At 43.2% G+C, this 18157-nt stretch carries 17 protein-coding genes, 1 pseudogene and 1 riboswitch; of the genes and pseudogenes, 1 reads left to right on the plus strand and 17 read right to left on the minus strand.

What is annotated here, in order from left to right; all coding sequences use genetic code 11:
• Positions 1–14: 14 nt before the first annotated feature.
• From AB5170_RS06010 to AB5170_RS06050, 9 genes are all read right to left on the minus strand, one after another.
• The gene (locus tag AB5170_RS06010; protein WP_005335616.1) at positions 15–611 is read right to left on the minus strand and encodes a hypothetical protein; all 597 of its coding nucleotides are present in this window, start codon (positions 609–611) and stop codon (positions 15–17) included.
• A gap of 59 nt (positions 612–670) precedes the next feature.
• Complete coding sequence (locus AB5170_RS06015; protein WP_005335619.1) at positions 671–892, minus strand: hypothetical protein; 222 nt, start codon at positions 890–892, stop codon at positions 671–673.
• Positions 893–985: 93 nt separating this feature from the next.
• Positions 986–2200, minus strand: a complete 1215-nt coding sequence (gene mobT, locus AB5170_RS06020) for a MobT family relaxase (protein WP_179988315.1) — start codon at positions 2198–2200, stop codon at positions 986–988.
• 173 nt (positions 2201–2373) lie between these two features.
• Positions 2374–3777, minus strand: coding sequence for an FtsK/SpoIIIE domain-containing protein (locus AB5170_RS06025; RefSeq protein WP_009203305.1), 1404 nt, complete (start codon positions 3775–3777; stop codon positions 2374–2376).
• A 16-nt stretch (positions 3778–3793) separates the two neighbouring features.
• The gene (locus AB5170_RS06030) at positions 3794–4186 is read right to left on the minus strand and encodes a YdcP family protein (protein WP_009203304.1); all 393 of its coding nucleotides are present in this window, start codon (positions 4184–4186) and stop codon (positions 3794–3796) included.
• A gap of 15 nt (positions 4187–4201) precedes the next feature.
• Positions 4202–4516, minus strand: coding sequence for a YdcP family protein (locus tag AB5170_RS06035; protein ID WP_005363246.1), 315 nt, complete (start codon positions 4514–4516; stop codon positions 4202–4204).
• A 249-nt stretch (positions 4517–4765) separates the two neighbouring features.
• Positions 4766–8200 (minus strand): VaFE repeat-containing surface-anchored protein, encoded by a 3435-nt coding sequence (locus AB5170_RS06040; RefSeq protein WP_009203302.1) that lies wholly within the window; start codon positions 8198–8200, stop codon positions 4766–4768.
• A gap of 145 nt (positions 8201–8345) precedes the next feature.
• On the minus strand, positions 8346–8990 hold the full coding sequence (locus tag AB5170_RS06045; protein ID WP_202020680.1) for a Fic family protein: 645 nt from the start codon (positions 8988–8990) through the stop codon (positions 8346–8348).
• 181 nt (positions 8991–9171) lie between these two features.
• Complete coding sequence (locus AB5170_RS06050) at positions 9172–9378, minus strand: hypothetical protein (protein ID WP_179962580.1); 207 nt, start codon at positions 9376–9378, stop codon at positions 9172–9174.
• Positions 9379–9418: 40 nt separating this feature from the next.
• On the opposite strand from AB5170_RS06050, the pseudogene AB5170_RS06055 reads away from it, so the two are divergent.
• Positions 9419–9607 (plus strand): annotated as a pseudogene (locus AB5170_RS06055) (hypothetical protein); the annotation flags it as partial.
• A 116-nt stretch (positions 9608–9723) separates the two neighbouring features.
• Here AB5170_RS06055 and AB5170_RS06060 read toward each other — a convergent pair.
• The 8 genes from AB5170_RS06060 to AB5170_RS06095 all read right to left on the minus strand — a co-directional run bounded on the left by AB5170_RS06060 (position 9724) and on the right by AB5170_RS06095 (position 18157).
• Entirely contained in the window at positions 9724–10374 is a 651-nt protein-coding gene (locus AB5170_RS06060) for an HAD family hydrolase (RefSeq protein ID WP_004844981.1), read from the minus strand.
• Between the two features lie 15 nt (positions 10375–10389).
• Positions 10390–10863: a 6,7-dimethyl-8-ribityllumazine synthase gene (ribE, locus tag AB5170_RS06065; protein ID WP_004844980.1), complete on the minus strand. Its 474-nt coding sequence runs from the start codon at positions 10861–10863 to the stop codon at positions 10390–10392.
• Between the two features lie 29 nt (positions 10864–10892).
• Positions 10893–12110: a bifunctional 3,4-dihydroxy-2-butanone-4-phosphate synthase/GTP cyclohydrolase II gene (locus tag AB5170_RS06070; protein ID WP_055230843.1), complete on the minus strand. Its 1218-nt coding sequence runs from the start codon at positions 12108–12110 to the stop codon at positions 10893–10895.
• An 18-nt stretch (positions 12111–12128) separates the two neighbouring features.
• Positions 12129–12782, minus strand: coding sequence for a riboflavin synthase (gene ribE, locus AB5170_RS06075; RefSeq protein WP_173717225.1), 654 nt, complete (start codon positions 12780–12782; stop codon positions 12129–12131).
• A complete protein-coding gene (gene ribD / locus AB5170_RS06080; RefSeq protein ID WP_009243651.1) occupies positions 12764–13891 on the minus strand; it encodes a bifunctional diaminohydroxyphosphoribosylaminopyrimidine deaminase/5-amino-6-(5-phosphoribosylamino)uracil reductase RibD in 1128 nt (375 codons plus the stop codon). The genes ribE (AB5170_RS06075) and ribD overlap by 19 nt, the downstream gene beginning before the upstream one ends.
• A 276-nt stretch (positions 13892–14167) precedes the next feature.
• A riboswitch (FMN riboswitch) is annotated at positions 14168–14282 on the minus strand.
• A gap of 472 nt (positions 14283–14754) precedes the next feature.
• Positions 14755–15561, minus strand: coding sequence for a class I SAM-dependent methyltransferase (locus tag AB5170_RS06085; RefSeq protein ID WP_173719076.1), 807 nt, complete (start codon positions 15559–15561; stop codon positions 14755–14757).
• Positions 15562–15585: 24 nt separating this feature from the next.
• Positions 15586–16401, minus strand: a complete 816-nt coding sequence (locus tag AB5170_RS06090; protein ID WP_173719077.1) for a class I SAM-dependent methyltransferase — start codon at positions 16399–16401, stop codon at positions 15586–15588.
• A gap of 22 nt (positions 16402–16423) precedes the next feature.
• Positions 16424–18157: an ABC transporter ATP-binding protein gene (locus AB5170_RS06095; RefSeq protein ID WP_004844974.1), complete on the minus strand. Its 1734-nt coding sequence runs from the start codon at positions 18155–18157 to the stop codon at positions 16424–16426.

Consider the following 18157-nt stretch of genomic DNA (forward strand, 5'->3'; position numbering starts at 1 on the left):
TAACTGCTCTTTGTCTATGATAATTTGATTCCTATTTGTTTCAAAATTAAAGTAAGTTCTTTTCGCTTTTCTGGGTCTGGTGTTCTGACTAAAGTATATCCTTCTTGCTGTATTTTTCTTAATATATCAAATGTAATATCTGCTCTAGCATTTAATTTATATAGAGTATCATCCGACATAGGTACTTTACGAAGATACCACCAGAAAGGTAAATCCAATTTACTTTTAGCATATTTTATAGTGTTGACAAAGTATGTGTCCTCATTATAGTAATTAAAATGTGGTTTATCCTCTAAAAGATGTTTTTCCATATTTTCATAGAAATCATCTAAATGATTGTCAACTAAAATCTTTTCAAGTATTTGAGGAGGAATTTCACTCAAATACTCTGTTATCATACCAGTATTCAAAATATTTAAAGGCGTATAATAATATTTCTTTTTAGCGGAAAGAACAATGCTCAATACTACACTTTGATTATCAAATGCGTCAAAATATACATTGACATTAACATTGTGATATTGATAGTAAAATTTTAAGCAAGTAGCCTTTGTTTTTTTAGGAATACTGTTATAAATATCTACTAAATAGGCTTTTGTACTTTCTTTCACACAAAACACTCCTTTCAAATTCTGCTTAAATTATACTACTTTTACACAAGAAATACAATTTACGCCCCGATAATCTTATTGAATAACTGCAACAGTACGTCTTTTACGCCAGAAGAATTGAATACCAAGCCGACAGCGATTAAGGCAATCACCAAGAATCCAATCAGTTTAGAAAACTCACGCTTGAATCCGAGATATACGCCGATAACCGCAATCGCCATGAGTACCAAACTCTGTGCGTTAGATAAAAACCAGTTGTATAAGTTCTGTCCGAAATTCATTATTTTCTGCTCCTTTCCATCATTTCAATTTCTCTTTCTGCGGCTGCTCCAAGTGAGAACAGGAATAAATCAAATAAGATATGCTTCATGTTGTCATTCCTCCGTTTCTGTAATCATTTCCTCTGTGGAAGTTGTCTGCTGTTCAATCAGCTTTTTGTGACGCTCCGTGAGCTTCGCATGGTCTAAAATGTCTTTGAGATAAGTCGTACCGTTGGTACTGTCAATCTTCTGTAAGACTTTCCAAGTGGGAGCTACCTGTCTGCTTATCCAGTTGAGCGTCCGAGTGAGCGTATAAGGCTCTGGTTTGGTCGTCAGTTTCAAACGCCCACGATCAGAGCCGATAAAGTACGCCCATTTCTCATTGGTCTGCCATTCGCTGCGTCTTTTCTCCACCTCCTTGTCAGCGAACCGCATATAACGGTTGATAATGTCAAAAGCGGTACGCTCTGCGTCATGATAGGTCAGCAGGTCACGCACCGCATAATAGGCTCGCTCATTTTTCAGCCGAATTTCAAAACGGTTCTTGATTTTCGTATCTTCAATGGGTATATCGTATTTCACATACTGCTCATAGTCCTTTTCATAGATACAGAAATAAACCTCTGATTTGAGCGAACCGATATAAAGCGTATTTCCCATTCCGTATCTGTCCTGTTCATTGCTTCTCACCAGCTCACCGCTGCGGTAGCTCTTGAAGCTGCGGAATACGGAAATACATTCTTCACGGTTGCATTTCTCTGTCAGCTCTGGAATATCCAAGATTCCTGCCATATCGTTGATGGCAAGGTCAAGACGTTTCATCACACCTCCTTCCACCAGAGCGTCCATGAGAAAGTCATACCAGCTCCTATGCTGTGCCAGCAGATAACTTTCCATCTGTCGACAGCCTTTGCCTTTCAGCTCCAGCAGTGTGCCTTTCTCTTTATCGGGTGATGTCAGCACGAACACATCACCAAGCACATAATGTTCCGCATAGGAGTAGAATCCGTAGTCCTCATGTATCATTACATCCAGCTTTAATTGCAGAATATCTTCAACAACGTGCCGAACGTCCTGTGTGGGGAATCGGATTCTGACGTAATCCAAGACCATTTCCAACGGATTCTCTGGATTCAGCTTTTCCAGAGCGTCCGTGAATTTCCCCTTGATTTCTTCTGTCAAGGCTACTTTTCCAGATTCAATCCTGCTGACATACTCACGACTGATACCAGCCATGACCGCAAGACGATTCTGGGAAACGCCGTACTGCGTCCGTTTTTCCTTAAAATCGTTTATCCAATCGGTATCATTCAGTTTCAATCCCTCCAATCGAAAAAGAAATGTGACAGTTACCGATTTTGTCACACTTCTTTGAATGTTTGAAAAGTCCTCTGTTTTCAAGGACTTTTTGATATGTAATTGACTGTTTCCAGATAATTTGTGCCCCCCTGTTAGATAATGGGGGCAGATGGTTGGGGCGGCTTACGCCACCCCAACACAGGCTAGTCCGTACCTGCGTCTTTCGCTTCGCACGCCGCCTGTCCGTCCTGCCTGTTTTGTGACAATCTTCCTATCTCTTTTAAAAAGTCATGTCCTTTGGGTACAAGGGGAGTGTAAAACTCGGATATGACACTGTTTCCCGTATCAACATAGCCACGCCCTTTAATCTGCTTCAAGAAAAAGTCCTTGTCTACTTCACCGAACATCATACTGTACCCAAGCTCCGACATACGCCCAAGAGCCACACGGAAATTGAACTGGTCACGGATTCCATCACCGAGATACTTTGCGTCTGGACGCTGACAGGCGAGAATGAGAAAATATCCTGCCTGTCGTCCGAGCATGACTATCTGTTTCAGCTTGTTAAGGACAGCAGCATTTTCCTTTGTGGTGAGCATTTCCATGAACGCCACATATTCATCAAAAATAAGGAAGTGGGGCGATAGTCCTAAATAGGCATAGTTTTCACCTGTCCTGTAATTCTCCATGAGCTTCATTGCTTCACTTCTTGCCATCATACCGTCATAGAACCTGTCAATACAGGCGGTTATATCGTCTTTCTTGTACCAGACTTCCGGCATGACAACGGACAAATCCGCAAGGTCGGCGTTCTTTGGGTCTAAAATATACATGACCGCATTGCTGCGGAGCAGAGCTTCAATGATAGTAAGGATAAAGTAGGTTTTACCACCACCAGTGCCGCCAGCAATTAGCATATGTGGGAGCTTGTCATACTCCCACCAGACATTTTTCATCAGACGCAAGCTGCCATGTTCAGCCTGTACCTCATTGATAGTGATTCTGTTCGCAATCGTATCATAGAGCAGCACATATTCCACATAGCTGTCTTTCAATTCTTTGGAAACCAGCTCACAGTATAAGCCTGTTTCCAGCTTCTTTTCCAAGTGTAAAAGCTGGTCTTGATATTTCCCTAATGTAATTTCCGTACGGATATATAAAAGTCCATGCTCCATATGGTAATACAGTTTTGGAAAATAGGTGATTTTCTCTTTTTTAGTAGTAGCTGGCAAGTCCTTGAAGAATCCGCTATCCTGTGTGGATTCCGATTCATACCAGCCATTTTCCAACAGCATACGAGCCAGCTTTTGACGGTGAAAGAGCTGTTTCACTCTGTCATACTGGAATCTGCGATAGAAAAGGGTAGCCAGTACACAGACCAAAGCTGCCAAAACGATAGTCATTATCCTATATGGTGTGACCGTCAGATGGACACTGCCATCTTGAAAAAGCGAGATTACTTTCCAGTCCGTAGTGATGATTGTTTTTAGGTTCAGCAGCATAACCACCGCAAGGAACAGCAGGAGCAACGAACCAGACGAGAAACGAAAAACCAGCGATTTGTCACTGGCTCTGATACGATTCCCACGTTTATTGAATTGTGGCATAGGCTAAATCCTTTCCTTATTTTTTATGCTGTGGCTGCTGCGGATTGTTGGGAGCGTGGTTATTTCCGGCTGGCTGACCGTTCTTATTCTTCAAGACAATATCATCTGCTTTGATATACCAGTCAACGTCTGCACCTTGAAATGTAGCGGTTGCCACCGTATCAGCTACAGGATTGATGATTTCCACCTCTGTGTTGTAGTCAAATTCCTTTAACGGAACAGAAGCCGGAATACTCACCTGAATCATGCGTCCTTGCTCCTTACACTTCAAATCGTAGGTACGTTCTTTAATTTCTTCAGAAACCGTACCGTCCTCATTTTGAATATGTACCTCTCGTCTTAATGCAGAGAATTTCAATACTCCGAAAGTCTTTTCCTTGTCTATAATGATTCCGTTTGCTAATCTCATAATCTCTGTACCTCCTTATGCTTTCACCATATCGTCTGCTGACAGGATATAGTTCGTGAATCCTCTTGTGCCGATTTTATAACCCTCTGCGGTGATTTTAGGATTGATAAGTTTCACTTTTTCCTCTGATTCAAAGTTCTTCTCACCAGCAGAAGCGGGCAGCACCACGATAATATCATCTGCCCTCTGTACATCCGAATAAAGGTTGAAGCTACGGGAAACGACCGTCATACGTCCGTTGATCCTACGCTGTTCCACCTTATTCTCACCTGCAAACTCCAAATTCCCGAATGTCTTTTCCATGTTTGGGATAACGTGTTTTAATTCCATAAATTGTTTACCTCTTTTCTTTCTGATTTTGATTGATTTGTTATTTAGTGTCATTCTGCTGTCGAGATAATATCTGTCTGCCTGTGAATTATCAAGGGCAAGCGTTGTGCTAAAAGCACCCTTGACAATCCCCATTCAGAAAGATAAATCGTAATCAAGCAGAAGTTAGATATAGTGTCAGCCACAGACTGACTTTTTTATGATGGGCGGTGAACGGGGCGTTGCTTTCATAAGCTGATACCTCCCGTATTATTTAGACTTTTTTACTCTGCGGAATCTCTTATAACATGCAAAGATAAGACCAGCAGCGGAAATCCCCATCATGGCGAATAATGCGGCAAATGGCGTATTGTCACCTGTCTTTGGTGATGTGCTTGCCTTAGTTGGTGTGCTAGGTTCATCTGGTGTGGTAGGGGATTCTGGTTTCTCTTTGATTGTTACAGTCTGCCCCTCATCTTTGATGTCCTTATGTTCAGCCACTTTGATAGGCTCGTCTGGATTGGTTACGTCATATAATTCTTCAAAAGTAACAAGCTCCTTACCTGCAAGCTCACTGGCATTGAATGTAAATTCAATCTGAACTTCCATCTTCGTGTCAGTAGCGGTAAAAGTAAGGTCATTTTCCACACGTTTACCATTCGCCAGAAGTTCAGCATTTTCAGACTTCACCATTTCCCAACCTTTAAGAGTGTATTTCACGCCTTTTTCCAAACCGTCTAAAGTGACCGTATCAACGATAGTTACTTTGTCGTCTACTTCAATCGTCTTTTCACCTGTTGCCTTATCGGTAGCGATTGTGTGCATAGTGATGATACGTTCCGTAATCGTCACTGTTTGCCCTTCGTCCTCAATGTCCTTGTGTTCTGCCACCTTTGTAGGCTCGTCTGGATTGGATAAATCGTATAATTCCTCGAATGTTACTAGGTCTTTTCCTGCAAGCTCACTGGCATTGAATGTAAAGGCAATCTGGACTTCCATGCTAGAATCTTTTGCAGTAAAGGTATAGTCACTTTCTACAGGTTCACCGCCAATCAAAAGCTGTGCGTTTTCAGACTTCACCATCTGCCAGCCTTTGAGCTGATAGGTTGTACCTTTTTCCAAGCCATCTAAAGTGACCGTATCAATGACAGTTACCTCTTTACCAGCAACAATCATCTTTTCACCTGTGGCTTTGTCGACAGCGTTGGTATGAATTTCAATCACTCGTTCTTCGATAGTCACGGTCTGCCCCTCATCCTCAATGTCCTTGTGTTCTGCCACTTTGATAGGCTCGTCTGGATTGGATAAGTCGTACAATTCCTCGAATGTCACAAGGTCTTTTCCGCCAAGAGCAGAAGCATTGAACGTATAGGAAACCTCAACTTCCATTTCTGATTTTTTCGCAGTGAATGTGTAATTACTTTCCACAGGTTGACCGTCAATCAAAAGCTGTGCGTTTTCAGACTTCACCATTTGCCAGCCTTTCAACTGATATTTTGTGCCTTTTGTCAAACCATCTAAAGTCACAGTATCAACGATAGTCACGTTCTTTCCAGCAACGATTGATTTTTCACCTGTCACCTTATCTGTGGCAGTCGTATGGATAGTGATTTCTGGCTCGTATTCATCTGTAAGCGTACCTAAATCCACGACTACTTTATTTCTTGACACCACTACATCAAATGCCGGAATTAGCGTCATTCCCTTGTTGGAATCGCAGCGTAATTCTTCGATTGTGTAAGTATCATAGAGCAATGCACCTTTGCTGTCGTCTGGTGTGGAAGTACCGAACCAGATACCGTCCTCACTGGTCTTTCCGGCGTTGGTATTCTGCTTATGAGATACCCAATCAGAGGAAGTGGAAAGCTGACCATTTGCGTCTGTCACAATGATATGGCTCTCACCAGTCGTCTTGCCTGTGATCCTAAAGGGAACATTCGCAAGTCGCTTGTGAGTGCCAGCACCGATTTTTACACCCTCAATATCTCCACGCTTAATCTGGTTGTAGATGGAATGTGCTTCATCTGTTAAATCCACGATTTTTCCATCTTCTGTGATTTCAAATTCAATCGGTTTTGCACCGTCCGTCAAATATCCCTCTGGGGCGTTGCTTTCCTCAATATGGTATTTTCCGTATGGTAATGTATCGGCGGCAGTTGTAGCGATACCGTCAACGCCAGTATGGATTGTTTTGACGACTTCATTCTTGTTGTATAACTTGCCATTTACCAAGACAGCGTTATCATTTAAGGAAATGATTTCAAAGGCAGTATCTTTCAAAGTCGCACCGCCTTGTGCTTTTGTATCTTTGGTTTCAAGGTCACGTTTCTGGATTTTGACACCGCCACGGATAACCTTGTCTAATACGGAATACTGGTTGCTGCCGCTTAACGCTGCAAGCTCACCATCTTCTGTAATCTGTGCCACATAGACACCTTTTATCTGTTCAGAACTTCCGGCAGCCTGCATATAAGCACCCTCCAATAAGTAACCGTTTGGAGCTGTCTTTTCTTCTACAGTGATAGTACCAAGCGGCAAGCAGATAGTACCATTCTGTGTATAGAAGCTGTCACCCAATACCTTGTAGGAATCGGCTAATCTTGTGATGTAATGGACTTCATTGTTGCTGTCTTTTTCAGCGATTGTCTTTGTCGTCCATGTGCGTGTTGGTTCTGATGGAAGATTGTCTTTTGTATAGTAACCGTCATAATACTTCCAGACGAACTCCGCACCCTCTAAAGAAGCGTTACCCTGTGGCGTAGCTTTGGAAATTTCCATATCAATCTTGAAAAGCTCAACCAAAGTGTCAGTGACTTTTGGTTTGTCGCTGACTTTTAAAGTCGTAGTTTCATTAACCTTGACCGTCATAGTATAGACGTTCTTATCTAACTGGAATCCCTTTGGAGCTTTCGTTTCTTTCACATAGTATGTCGCAGCTCTTAATTCCACAGTGTCCGTATTACCATTGGCATTTGTCGTAAGTATGGCAACAGATTTCGTGCAGCCTTTATCAGAATAGACACCATAAGTCGCACCAGAGAGAGAATAGCAGTCATTCCCGTTTGTGACTGTGGTATTACTGGAAGATTTCTGAATCTTGCCATTGCCGACAGCCAGCTCTGCGAAGAACTGTCCTAAATCCTGCCCCTCACCAGTGTAGATATAACCGTAACAGTCATAGCGTCCTTTATTTTCTCTTACAAAGGCTTTCGCTCCGGCGAATACTTCATCTTGCACGGATTTTGAGATTTCATCATAGGAAGCTCGTACATTGTCACAGCTCCACCCAAGATGGACGCTCAATCTCTGCCAGACTACAAGCTGTCTTAAAAGGTAGGCGTGCTGGCTGCTCAATCCTGTATGGCTTTTCGTGTACTGTTTGACGTATTCAAGAGATAAAGCAACGTCCTCTATCTGGTCAGCAGTCATGCGTGTACTTGCGTCACTTCTGGTCTTATATCCATTCTTAAAGCCTGTGTTGATGTCGATACAATAAGCGTCCTCGCCCTCAACGGTCATATGCCCCTCATTAAATGTAGAGCCGATAGAACCATCATTCATTACTTTCTCAACAATGCCGACACGTTCCTCCGATTCTGTCCAGTATTGTGTTTCCGCAGCATGGACAGCAGTTGTGGGTAGAGCAGTAAAGACGGTTGCGAGAGTAAGAACACCTGTAAGCAATCGTTTCAATATCTTATTCATTTTTTGATTCTCCTTTCATTTGGGTAAAAAAATAGACGCTCATTTCTGAACGTCTGGAAATAAAAAAGGAATACCGTTTTTCAAGTATTCCTAATTCTATATGTTATTTAACTGTATTTATGTGATATGAAGTTGTTTGCTGCTGTTATGCCGCTATTTGTTGTTGGTATCTCAATGGTACATTACCATCATTGAAAGGATGAATGCACAGAAAGTCCAGAATGAACATGGGAATCAAAACCAGTTTATCAATGCGGTCAGCTTCCCATGCTTCAAGGAAGCGAGCGCAAAGTTCTTCCATCGCTTCAGCAGTCTGAAATGCGGGAACTGGAATAAAACGTGCCTTCTGATGACCCTCGGCATCTGTTTCTGCAATTACATTATCGGAATTCTTATAACTTCCACCAGCAGATCCCTGTGAATAGGAGTACAGATCTCGATGTAACTGCAAAATAATGTTCGGTCTTGGGTTGATATATTCATAACCTTCGTAAATTGTGGAAAGTACTTCACGATAACCAGCAATTTCCTGCTCAGATCGGTTGCGGGGTTCTGCTTTTTGACTTACCAATTCTTCCAAACGCTTATCGCTTGTAAATATACCTTCGATTCGGTTGGATGCTCCCGTACTCTGAACCAATGCAACTTCTAAGAGTGTTTTCAATTCATCTACATTGGCTTCGAGAAATAATTCCTGTTTGCCTTTATGTTCATGAATGCTGCTAACCATCTGAACAATTTCAGGTGTTAACAATTTTTCAGGACTTACAATAAAATCAAAGTCTCTCATAGGAATCTCCTTCACTTCAGATTTATTTCCATCATTCTATCAACAAATGATGGAGATTTCAATAGATTTGATGGAGATAGAATATCCATATACACAATAAATATCCTCATTTCATCCATATATTATATCGTTTTATGGATTGTTTTTCATTAAAATTACACTATTTTTTCACTATTTTTCATTACTTCATCGTTTTCGCCAACGAATTGAGCAACGCCCGCCTCTCTGGATTCAGATTCTTTTTCTCATAAAATGCTTCTTTAAAAAGCTCTGCATTTTTCCTTTGGTCATCATCCGGAATTTGAGAGTACGCATCCGTAATCATATTGACCTGTGCATGGCCGGAATCACCCTGTACTGCTTTGATATCAGATAATGGTACACACAAGCACGGAAAACACTTTATGCAAAATCTTCCACAGTAAAATCTATAAATGATCCGCAAAGGCAAAGGAAACCGACAGTTTACCATGTTTGGAATTATGGCAGTTCTTTTAGGAAGTGGAGATGCATTCCATCTGGTTCCCCGTGCAGTAGCGCTTTGTACAACTGGACTTGAGAACTTTACTGTACAGATGGGGTTAGAAAAGTGGATTACCTCTATCACTATGACTATCCTAAAATCATCCCCGCCTCAGAATTTGCAACAAGTTGTTGCAAATTTTCTATATCCTTTTATTTTACAGAAGTACTTATTTTTAACTTTTTTCCTTCAGATTTTATATTGCAAAAATCATATCACCATCTGCAGTATATCCTCTATATGTTCTGCATAATAATCAGCCCCATTCAGTTCCCCTTTCTCACCATATCCATACAGGCATCCTATAAAAGGGCTTTTGCAGGACCTGGCACATTCCAGATCCTGTCTCCTGTCTCCGACTACCAGATAAGGGCCACTATATTCCCGGATGATTTCCTGCACAATTTCTGTCTTTGGACGGAATCTGTATGATTCACAGTCATAAAAACGATCAAACCATCGTTCCATCCCAAATTCCTTCCAGTGTGCCTCACGATATGAAGCTTTACAGTTACTTAAGATCACAAGGTGATATCCCCGGTTCTTCAAAGCTGTTAGCATCTCCTCTGCTCCCGGATACCACACTGCCTTATGTTTCCTGATCTGTCTTACCATCAGATCTCCTACCATCCTGCTTGCCTGCTCTTTATAGCTCTGATCCAGTTCCGGCAAAAATGTATTCCACATCTCCTTACTGTTAAGTCCCAGCCAGCCGGCAATTTCCACCGAGCCTATCTCCCGTTCTTCGGTAACCTTCTGTTCTGTCAGCCACTGATAGGTTTCACGAAATGCCGGTTCATAGATTCCAAGGGTATGATGGATCGTTCCATCATAATCGAATATGATCGTTTTTGTCATCATTTATTTTCCTGTCTTTTAGAGCTGCTTCATCAGATTGACCATCTCAATCGCAGATAATGCACAATCATAGCCTTTATTTCCCGCTTTGCTTCCTGCACGCGCAATAGCCTGCTCGATATTTTCAGTCGTGATCACTCCGAATAAAACCGGGATTCCTGTTGCAAGTTCAACCTGTGCGATTCCCTTGGCAGATTCATTACACACCAGATCATAATGTGAAGTATCTCCACGGATGACAGCTCCAACGCAGATAATTGCATCATATTTTCCTGACTGTGCCATCTTCTGTGCTGTAATCGGAATCTCAAATGCTCCCGGTACCCATGCTGCAGTAATGTTCTCTTCTTCTACTCCATGTCTTACCAGTCCGTCGACTGCCCCTCCCAATAATTTATTCACAATAATTTCATTGAATCTCGCTGCCACGATACCAACCTTCATTCCCTCCGGTGCTACTACTTTTCCTTCTACTAAATTGATCTGTCTCATTTTTTCTTCCTCCTGATATTTGCTGTTTTTTATAAATTTATTTCTTTAAAAATATGACCCATCTTTTCCTGCTTCGTCTTCATATACTTCCGGTCATACTTTTGTGCCGGAATCTCCAGAGGTACTCTCTCATTGATCTTCAGTCCGAATTCGCCAAGTCCATAGACTTTATCCGGATTATTTGTCAGTAATCTTAATGATTTCACACCAAGGTCTGACAGTATCTGTGCCCCGACCCAGTACTCTCTGAGATCCGGTGCAAACCCTAACTTCACATTAGCCTCCACAGTATCGTATCCCTGCTCCTGAAGCGCATATGCTTTGATCTTATTGATCAGTCCGATTCCTCGGCCTTCTTGTCTCATATACAGAATAATTCCTCGGCCTTCTGCTTCTACCTGGCGCATCGCTGTCTGCAGCTGCAGGCCACAGTCACATCTGAGCGATCCGAATGCATCCCCTGTCAGACACTCCGAATGTACCCGGCAAAGCACATCCTCACCATCTCCCAGATCACCTTTTACCAGTGCCAGATGATGCTCTCCTGTAATATCATTGATATAACCATACATTTTAAAATCACCGTACTGCGTTGGGAGGTTTGCAACGGCTTCCTCCTTTACATGCTTTTCATGTATTCTTATATAATCCTGCAGATCACGGATCGTAATAAATGTAAGGTTATGCTCTTTTGCCATTTCCCATAGCTGTGATGTACGCATCATAGTTCCATCTTCTTTCATAACTTCACAGCACACGCCGCATTCTTTCAGTCCGGCAAGTCTCATAAGATCTGTTGTTGCCTCTGTATGGCCATTTCGTACCAAAACCCCGCCTTTTCTGGAAATAAGCGGAAACACATGTCCCGGTCTTCTGAAATCCTCCGGTTTTGACTGATCATCCACACACTTCATGATAGTATAGGAGCGCTCTTCCGCAGAGATACCTGTGGTTGTATCTGCGTGATCTACTGCCACGGTAAATGCTGTACTGTGATTGTCCGTGTTCTCCGCAACCATCGGCGGAAAGTTCAATCTCGCCGCAATTTCTGCACTCATCGGTGTACAGATAAGACCCTTTGCATAGGTCGCCATGAAATTAATATTTTCCCTGGTCGCAAACTCTGCCGCACATATCAGATCTCCCTCATTTTCTCTGTCCGGATCATCTGTGACCAGAACTATTTTTCCTTCCTTAAGATCCCTAAGTGCTTCTTCAATTGTGTTGTACTGATAATTTTGTGACATAGTGTATATCCTCCTGTTCTAAAACCCGAATTCTTCAAGAAACTCCATCGTAATTCCGGATTCTTTTTTCTCTTCTTCGTTTTTTCTGATGCCAAGCAGTTTTTCTACGTATTTTCCGATCACATCATTTTCCAGATTAACCAGATCCCCCGGCACCTTTTCCAAAAGAGTGGTTTCTTCTCCTGTATGTGGAATGACCGACACCTGAAAACCAGCTTCATCAACCCTTGCAATTGTCAGGCTGATCCCATCAATACAGACGGATCCTTTTTCCACGATCAGATGCAAAATCTGTGGCGATGTCTCAATTGATACCCAGATGGCATTTTCTTCCCGGAGCATGGAACGTATCACGCCAGTCCCATCAATATGGCCGCTTACTATGTGTCCCCCGAACCTACCGTCTGCAGCCATTGCACGTTCCAGGTTTACCTGGCTTCCGGCCTTGCAGCTGCCAAGACTGCTTCTTCTGATCGTCTCTGCCATCACATCGGCAGTAAATCCGTCCGGCTGAATCGACGTAACTGTCAGACACACACCATTCACAGCGATACTGTCACCGATCCTTGTCCCTTCCAGGACTTTCCGGGCTTTCACTGCCAGGATCCCTGATTCCCCTGTCAGCTGTATATAACGGACTTTTCCTTTCTCTTCTACGATTCCTGTAAACATGATTCCTCCTGTTTTTTATCACACACCTGACATTTTATCCGGATATCCTCACCGATCTGACAGATATCTGTATATTTCAGTTCCACTGCTTCAGACGGCAGTTCAACTCCAATACCCTCTACCGGTGTCTTCCCAGCCACACCGCCAAACAGCTTTGGTGCCACAAAAGCCTGTACTTCCTTTACAATTCCAGCTCGCAGTGCACTGTCATTTAACGTACCTCCTCCCTCCAGGAGGATGCTGTCAATGCCTCTGTTTCCAAGATCTGCCATCAGCTTCTTAAGGTCTATCTGATTCTTTTCGTCGGGACAGTAAATGGTTTCAACTCCCATGGTATGTAATATTTTTATTTTCTCTTTTGCATTTTTCTGTTCTGCATAAGCCACGATCGTCCGGTACTTTTCCGCACTTTTTACAATCTGACTGCCCGGCGGGATCCTGAGCTTACTGTCACACACAATCCTGACAGGACTTTTCCAGCCTTCTACCCGGACGTTTAACATCGGATCATCTGCAAGCACAGTTCCAATACCAGCCATGATTCCCATGTACTGATGCCGCATATGCTGTACTTCTTTTCGTGCAGATTCTCCGGTGATCCATTTTGATGCTCCTGTTTTCGTTGCGATCTTCCCATCCAGTGTCATGGCATACTTCATTACCACATAAGGGGTCTTCGTAGTAATATAATGGAAAAACACCGGGTTCAGCTGATCACATTCTTCTCTCATAAAATCTTCAACTACTGTTACACCGGCTTCCCTTAACATCTGTACACCTTTTCCTGCCACTTTCGGATTCGGATCTCTGGAACCGATCACCACTTTTCTGATCTTCTGTTCAATGATCGCTTCCGTACATGGAGGTGTTTTACCATGATGACAGCAAGGCTCCAACGTGACATAAATCACCGCACCTTCTGCTGATTCTGTAAGAGAAGCAATTGCATTACGTTCCGCGTGAAGTTCTCCATACTTTTTATGATAGCCTTCCCCGATGATCTTTCCGTCTTTTACGATCACTGCCCCTACCATAGGATTGGGATTCGTCCAGCCTTCTCCTTTTTTGGCCAGTTGAATAGCCCGAAGCATATATTCCTGATCCGTCATTTCTATTCCTTCTTTCTTATTCCTGTTCTTTGCCTGGGCTACGCCGAGGCTTTTAAACATGTGCAATCGGATTCACAGACAAGTGAATGGTATAGTTATTTCGAAAACGATGTACCAGATACAAAAAAAGCCTGCAGAAATATCTGCAGGGTGGAATTGATCTGTTACATATGATTGATAAATGAATGTCTGATTTTCCTATATAAAAAGCTCTGAAATGGATCACCATCTCAGAGCTCTGATACTACATTCATTCATACAAAAAATCAACTGTACTATCATCTTCTTCCATCCAGACTGTACTGTCGGCCCCGGAATCTCACCGGATCATGCCTCTCGGCTCGCGGGCTTTACCGCCGGTAGGGAATCTCACCCTGCCCTGAAGATATCTTTTTGTTTATTTTAATACTTTATCTGTTGTTTGTAAAGCAGAATTTTTATTTTACTTAGTTTACTGATGGAGATAGAATATCCATATACACAATAAATATCCTCATTTTATCCATATATTATATCGTTTTATGAATTGTTTTTTCATTAAAATTACACTATTTTTTCACTATTTTTCATTACTTCATCGTTTTCGCCAGTGAATTGAGCAATGCCCACATCTCTGGATTAGCCAATACTTTTGCCAGAAGTTCCGGATCGACTTCATCAGCAACAGAACCGTCACAAGCAACCAAACGATAACGGTTTCTGTATAGAGTTGGTTGAAGCTTCTGGTTAAAGATTTGCAAAAGTTCCCATAGTGCATTATCTTTTAATTTTGCACGCTGGTGATAGAAAGCGGCTTTTGATGGTGTTTCATCAGTGCGTCCGAAAAAATGATAAAGTTCTCTCTCTCTGATATTGTATATCCACTATAGTTTTAGATGTATCATCTTTACCATCTTGAATTGATCAGAAACTGTCATACTGACCTTTGTGGATAGCTTTAAGCCATTTTTAGGGATGTAACGATAGTATGGTTCCTCCGCAATCACCTTCACATTACCCCCGATCTTTGCTGCCAGTTCTTCCGCTGAATTCACATAAAAGAACATTTGTGCATCGGCATGGCCGACCTGTTTCATATATTTTTTCTTCATCATGGTCATTCCTCTTTTGTTCACCGTATCAAAAACAACTTCCATATTTCCAAATTGCCCAATCATACGCAGAAGGGCAATGACCTTATGTTCCTCAAAATAATGAAATAACCCGCCTGCAGTAACGAGAATAGGAGCATCAAATACATCATTGCGAACTTTTTTGATCCAATCCTTTGCAAAGGCATCCCCGGAAATATATAATTCCCTTTCTGGTTCGGGAAGAAGTCCCCGCCGGTATTCGATTACATGAGGCAGATCCACGGCATACCAGTGTGTCTTTCCGTTATCACATCGGTGATAGGTTGTCTCCAGACCACAGCCCAACTGGACAATCACACCGTCCGGTCTGCGTTCCAGAAAAGTCCGAATAATCCGATCCATATTAGCAGACCGGGAAGCAGAGGCCAAAAGGGTATACTGGCTCTGCATATTCTGTTTAATCAAGTCTGAAGGCAGCTTCTTTTTCAATTCCAATGCTTTTTTATCATATAAAATTTGCGGGTAATGCTCACTAGCATAAATTCTTCCCAGCATAGGGACGAACAGTGTATCCTCCACGACTCCTAACTTGGACATAGCCAAACCTCCTGTTTTGATACATTACTTTCTACCGACAAGCAACCGGGAAGAACCTAGCATCATCATGGCAGCCCGACGGTGGGCGCCAAAAGCTTCCTGTGCGGTATCAACAAGTCGTACTTCCTCATACCCCATATCCCGCAGTTTCTGCGCAAAACCTTCCATGTCACCGTACATCTTTTGTTTCATATCATCGTTAAGTGCAAAGACGCCGCCTTTTTTCAATACCCGCAGGCTTTCCAGCAGCAGTTTCTGCATATCTGCACCCATGACATTGTGATAGACATAGTTGCTGATGACCACATCAAAGCTCTCATCAGGAAAATCCAGCTGCTTCGCATCACCGTGCTGAAATACACAGCGGGAAGCCACGCCCTCACTTGCAGCATTTTTCTCGCAGAGTGCCTTGCTGTAATTGTACACAGCGCCCCAATAATCAATACCGATTACTTTTGCTTTCGGCCATGTCAGAGCCGCACGGATTGTCAGCGCTCCGGAGCCGCAACCTACTTCCAGAATCTTGCCCTCACCGTCATAGTCTAGGTGCGAGAGGACAACCCGGTGAACCTGTTCCATGATTCTGCCACCGCCAAAGGCATACTGCCGCCTGATCCATGTGATCCAGATCAGCAAAACCACAAGTGCGATTGTGATGATGGCAAACAGCACACCGAGAACAGCGACATGAAATACATAAAAAGAGAGGACGGCCAGCACAGCGGCCAAAACTCCGATTCCGCCAATGATGTAAAAGACAGGATTGGACATCCAGCTTCCATAGTCTTCCCCGTGGGTGCCAAGGCGGATATTCTCCTGCTTCCATTGGTTCCTTTTCATTGCACTACCTCCTTTTCCTTCTTCACGCAAGTTTCCAGTTCTGGCTTTCTGTCTGCAGTTTTACCATATGGGCATATACACCATTCTTTTCTTCCAGATCCTTTGGTGATCCTTCTTCTGCAACTGTACCATCAGAAAGGACAACGATCTTATCTGCTCCGGCTACGGTACGCATCCTGTGGGCGATAACCAGAACGGTTTTATCTGCGATCAGACGGGAAAGGGCTGTCTGTATCAGAGTTTCATTCTCCACATCCAGGGAAGCAGTAGCTTCATCCAAAAGAATGATCGGCGCATTTTTCAGAAATGCACGGGCAATAGAGATGCGCTGGCGCTCTCCGCCGGAAAGTTCACAGCCATTTTCCCCGATATTGGTATGCCATCCATCTGGTAATTTTTCTGCAAATTCATCTACATTGGCAAGTTTCGCAGCCGCAATGACCTGTTCATCTGTGGCGTCTTTGTTTCCGATTCGGATATTTTCCAGAATCGTATTGTCAAACAGCGTAACATCCTGGAATACGATGGAATACAGAGAAAGCAGTGTTTCCGGGTCTATTCGGGATACATCCATGCCTCCCACGGTAATCTTTCCTCTGTTAATATCCCAGAACCTTGCTGCCAGCCGGGATACGGTTGTTTTTCCGCCGCCGGACGGGCCCACCAGAGCCGTAACCTCTCCCTGCTTTGCCGTAAAGGAGACATCTTTCAATACAGTTTCTCCGGTATTATAGGCAAACCCGACATGGTCAAAGACAATATCATACCCCTGATTGGAAAGCCTATCACTGCCCTGCTGGATGGGATGATCGAGAATTTCATTCATACGGGCAATATTGGTTCGTGTACTGATGACTGCCGCAAGATTCTGGAGTGCGCCCTGCAGAGGGTCATATAAACGGGATACTACCAGAAGGAACATAAAGAATGTAAGCACGGAGAGGCTTCCTTGCATGAGCAAAACAGCTCCCACCAGCGCAACCGTTGCAATACCAAGCTTCAGCACCAGCGATGCGGAAACCACAAAAACAGCAAGGCCGAATTCATTGAGGATGGAACGATGCTCCACGGCACGGATCTTCTTTTCCAGACCTTTTAAATATGCCTGCTCCGCATTGTTCGCTTTCAGGTCACGAACCGTTTCAATGCACTCCTGTATCCCGTCTGCGCAGGCCATCTTTACATCCATGGCTTTCTGATTCAGATTTTCCTGAATCTTTGCGGAAAATCCCACAATCGCAAAGGCAACCGGCAGAACCCATAAGGCAGCCAGTGCCATTCTCCAGTCCGTAAAGAGCAGACCAATGGAAATCAGAACTGTAGAAATGATCGAACCCGCAAGCTCAGGGATAAAATGCGAAAAACTCTGCTCCAGGAAGGTGCAATCCGCCATAATGGTACTGGTAAGATCGGCTAAATCCTTTTTCCCGAAAAAGGAAAGGGGGATTTTGCGCAGATGTTCTGCCAGGGTAATGCGGCGGATACCGCTTTCTTTGTAAGTGGCAAAATAGGTCGCATTGTATTGAAAGAAAGTGGTCAGCAGAATCAAGCCAATACACACCACGCAGCCTGCCACATAAAATGGAATTTTCCCGCCGGGAACACCCCCGTTCATCAGATCGCTGACCAGGTAATATAAAAGTCCCACCGGAAACATAAAAGACAGATTCTGAAGGACACAGGCCAGGCAGCCTTTGATCAGGTCTTTTGCTCCCTGTTCAGACAGGGCATATTTTTTCTGCAGTTTTTTGATCAT

Source organism: Ruminococcus sp. RTP21484sp1_RTP21281st1_A8_RTP21281_210402 (assembly GCF_040914025.1).
In the GTDB taxonomy this organism is placed as follows: domain Bacteria; phylum Bacillota; class Clostridia; order Lachnospirales; family Lachnospiraceae; genus Blautia_A; species Blautia_A faecis.

Bases quoted from the DNA above. Each gene is read 5' to 3' on its own strand.
- AB5170_RS06015 (WP_005335619.1), bottom strand. From the start codon at position 892: ATGAATTTCGGACAGAACTTATACAACTGGTTTTTATCTAACGCACAG.
- AB5170_RS06025 (WP_009203305.1), bottom strand. From the start codon at position 3,777: ATGCCACAATTCAATAAACGTGGGAATCGTATCAGAGCCAGTGACAAA.
- AB5170_RS06030 (WP_009203304.1), bottom strand. From the start codon at position 4,186: ATGAGATTAGCAAACGGAATCATTATAGACAAGGAAAAGACTTTCGGA.
- AB5170_RS06035 (WP_005363246.1), bottom strand. From the start codon at position 4,516: ATGGAATTAAAACACGTTATCCCAAACATGGAAAAGACATTCGGGAAT.
- AB5170_RS06040 (WP_009203302.1), bottom strand. From the start codon at position 8,200: ATGAATAAGATATTGAAACGATTGCTTACAGGTGTTCTTACTCTCGCA.
- AB5170_RS06045 (WP_202020680.1), bottom strand. From the start codon at position 8,990: ATGAGAGACTTTGATTTTATTGTAAGTCCTGAAAAATTGTTAACACCT.
- AB5170_RS06060 (WP_004844981.1), bottom strand. From the start codon at position 10,374: ATGATGACAAAAACGATCATATTCGATTATGATGGAACGATCCATCAT.
- ribE (WP_004844980.1), bottom strand. From the start codon at position 10,863: ATGAGACAGATCAATTTAGTAGAAGGAAAAGTAGTAGCACCGGAGGGA.
- AB5170_RS06070 (WP_055230843.1), bottom strand. From the start codon at position 12,110: ATGTCACAAAATTATCAGTACAACACAATTGAAGAAGCACTTAGGGAT.
- ribE (WP_173717225.1), bottom strand. From the start codon at position 12,782: ATGTTTACAGGAATCGTAGAAGAGAAAGGAAAAGTCCGTTATATACAG.
- ribD (WP_009243651.1), bottom strand. From the start codon at position 13,891: ATGACGGATCAGGAATATATGCTTCGGGCTATTCAACTGGCCAAAAAA.
- AB5170_RS06085 (WP_173719076.1), bottom strand. From the start codon at position 15,561: ATGTCCAAGTTAGGAGTCGTGGAGGATACACTGTTCGTCCCTATGCTG.
- AB5170_RS06090 (WP_173719077.1), bottom strand. From the start codon at position 16,401: ATGAAAAGGAACCAATGGAAGCAGGAGAATATCCGCCTTGGCACCCAC.
- AB5170_RS06095 (WP_004844974.1), bottom strand. From the start codon at position 18,157: ATGATCAAAAAACTGCAGAAAAAATATGCCCTGTCTGAACAGGGAGCA.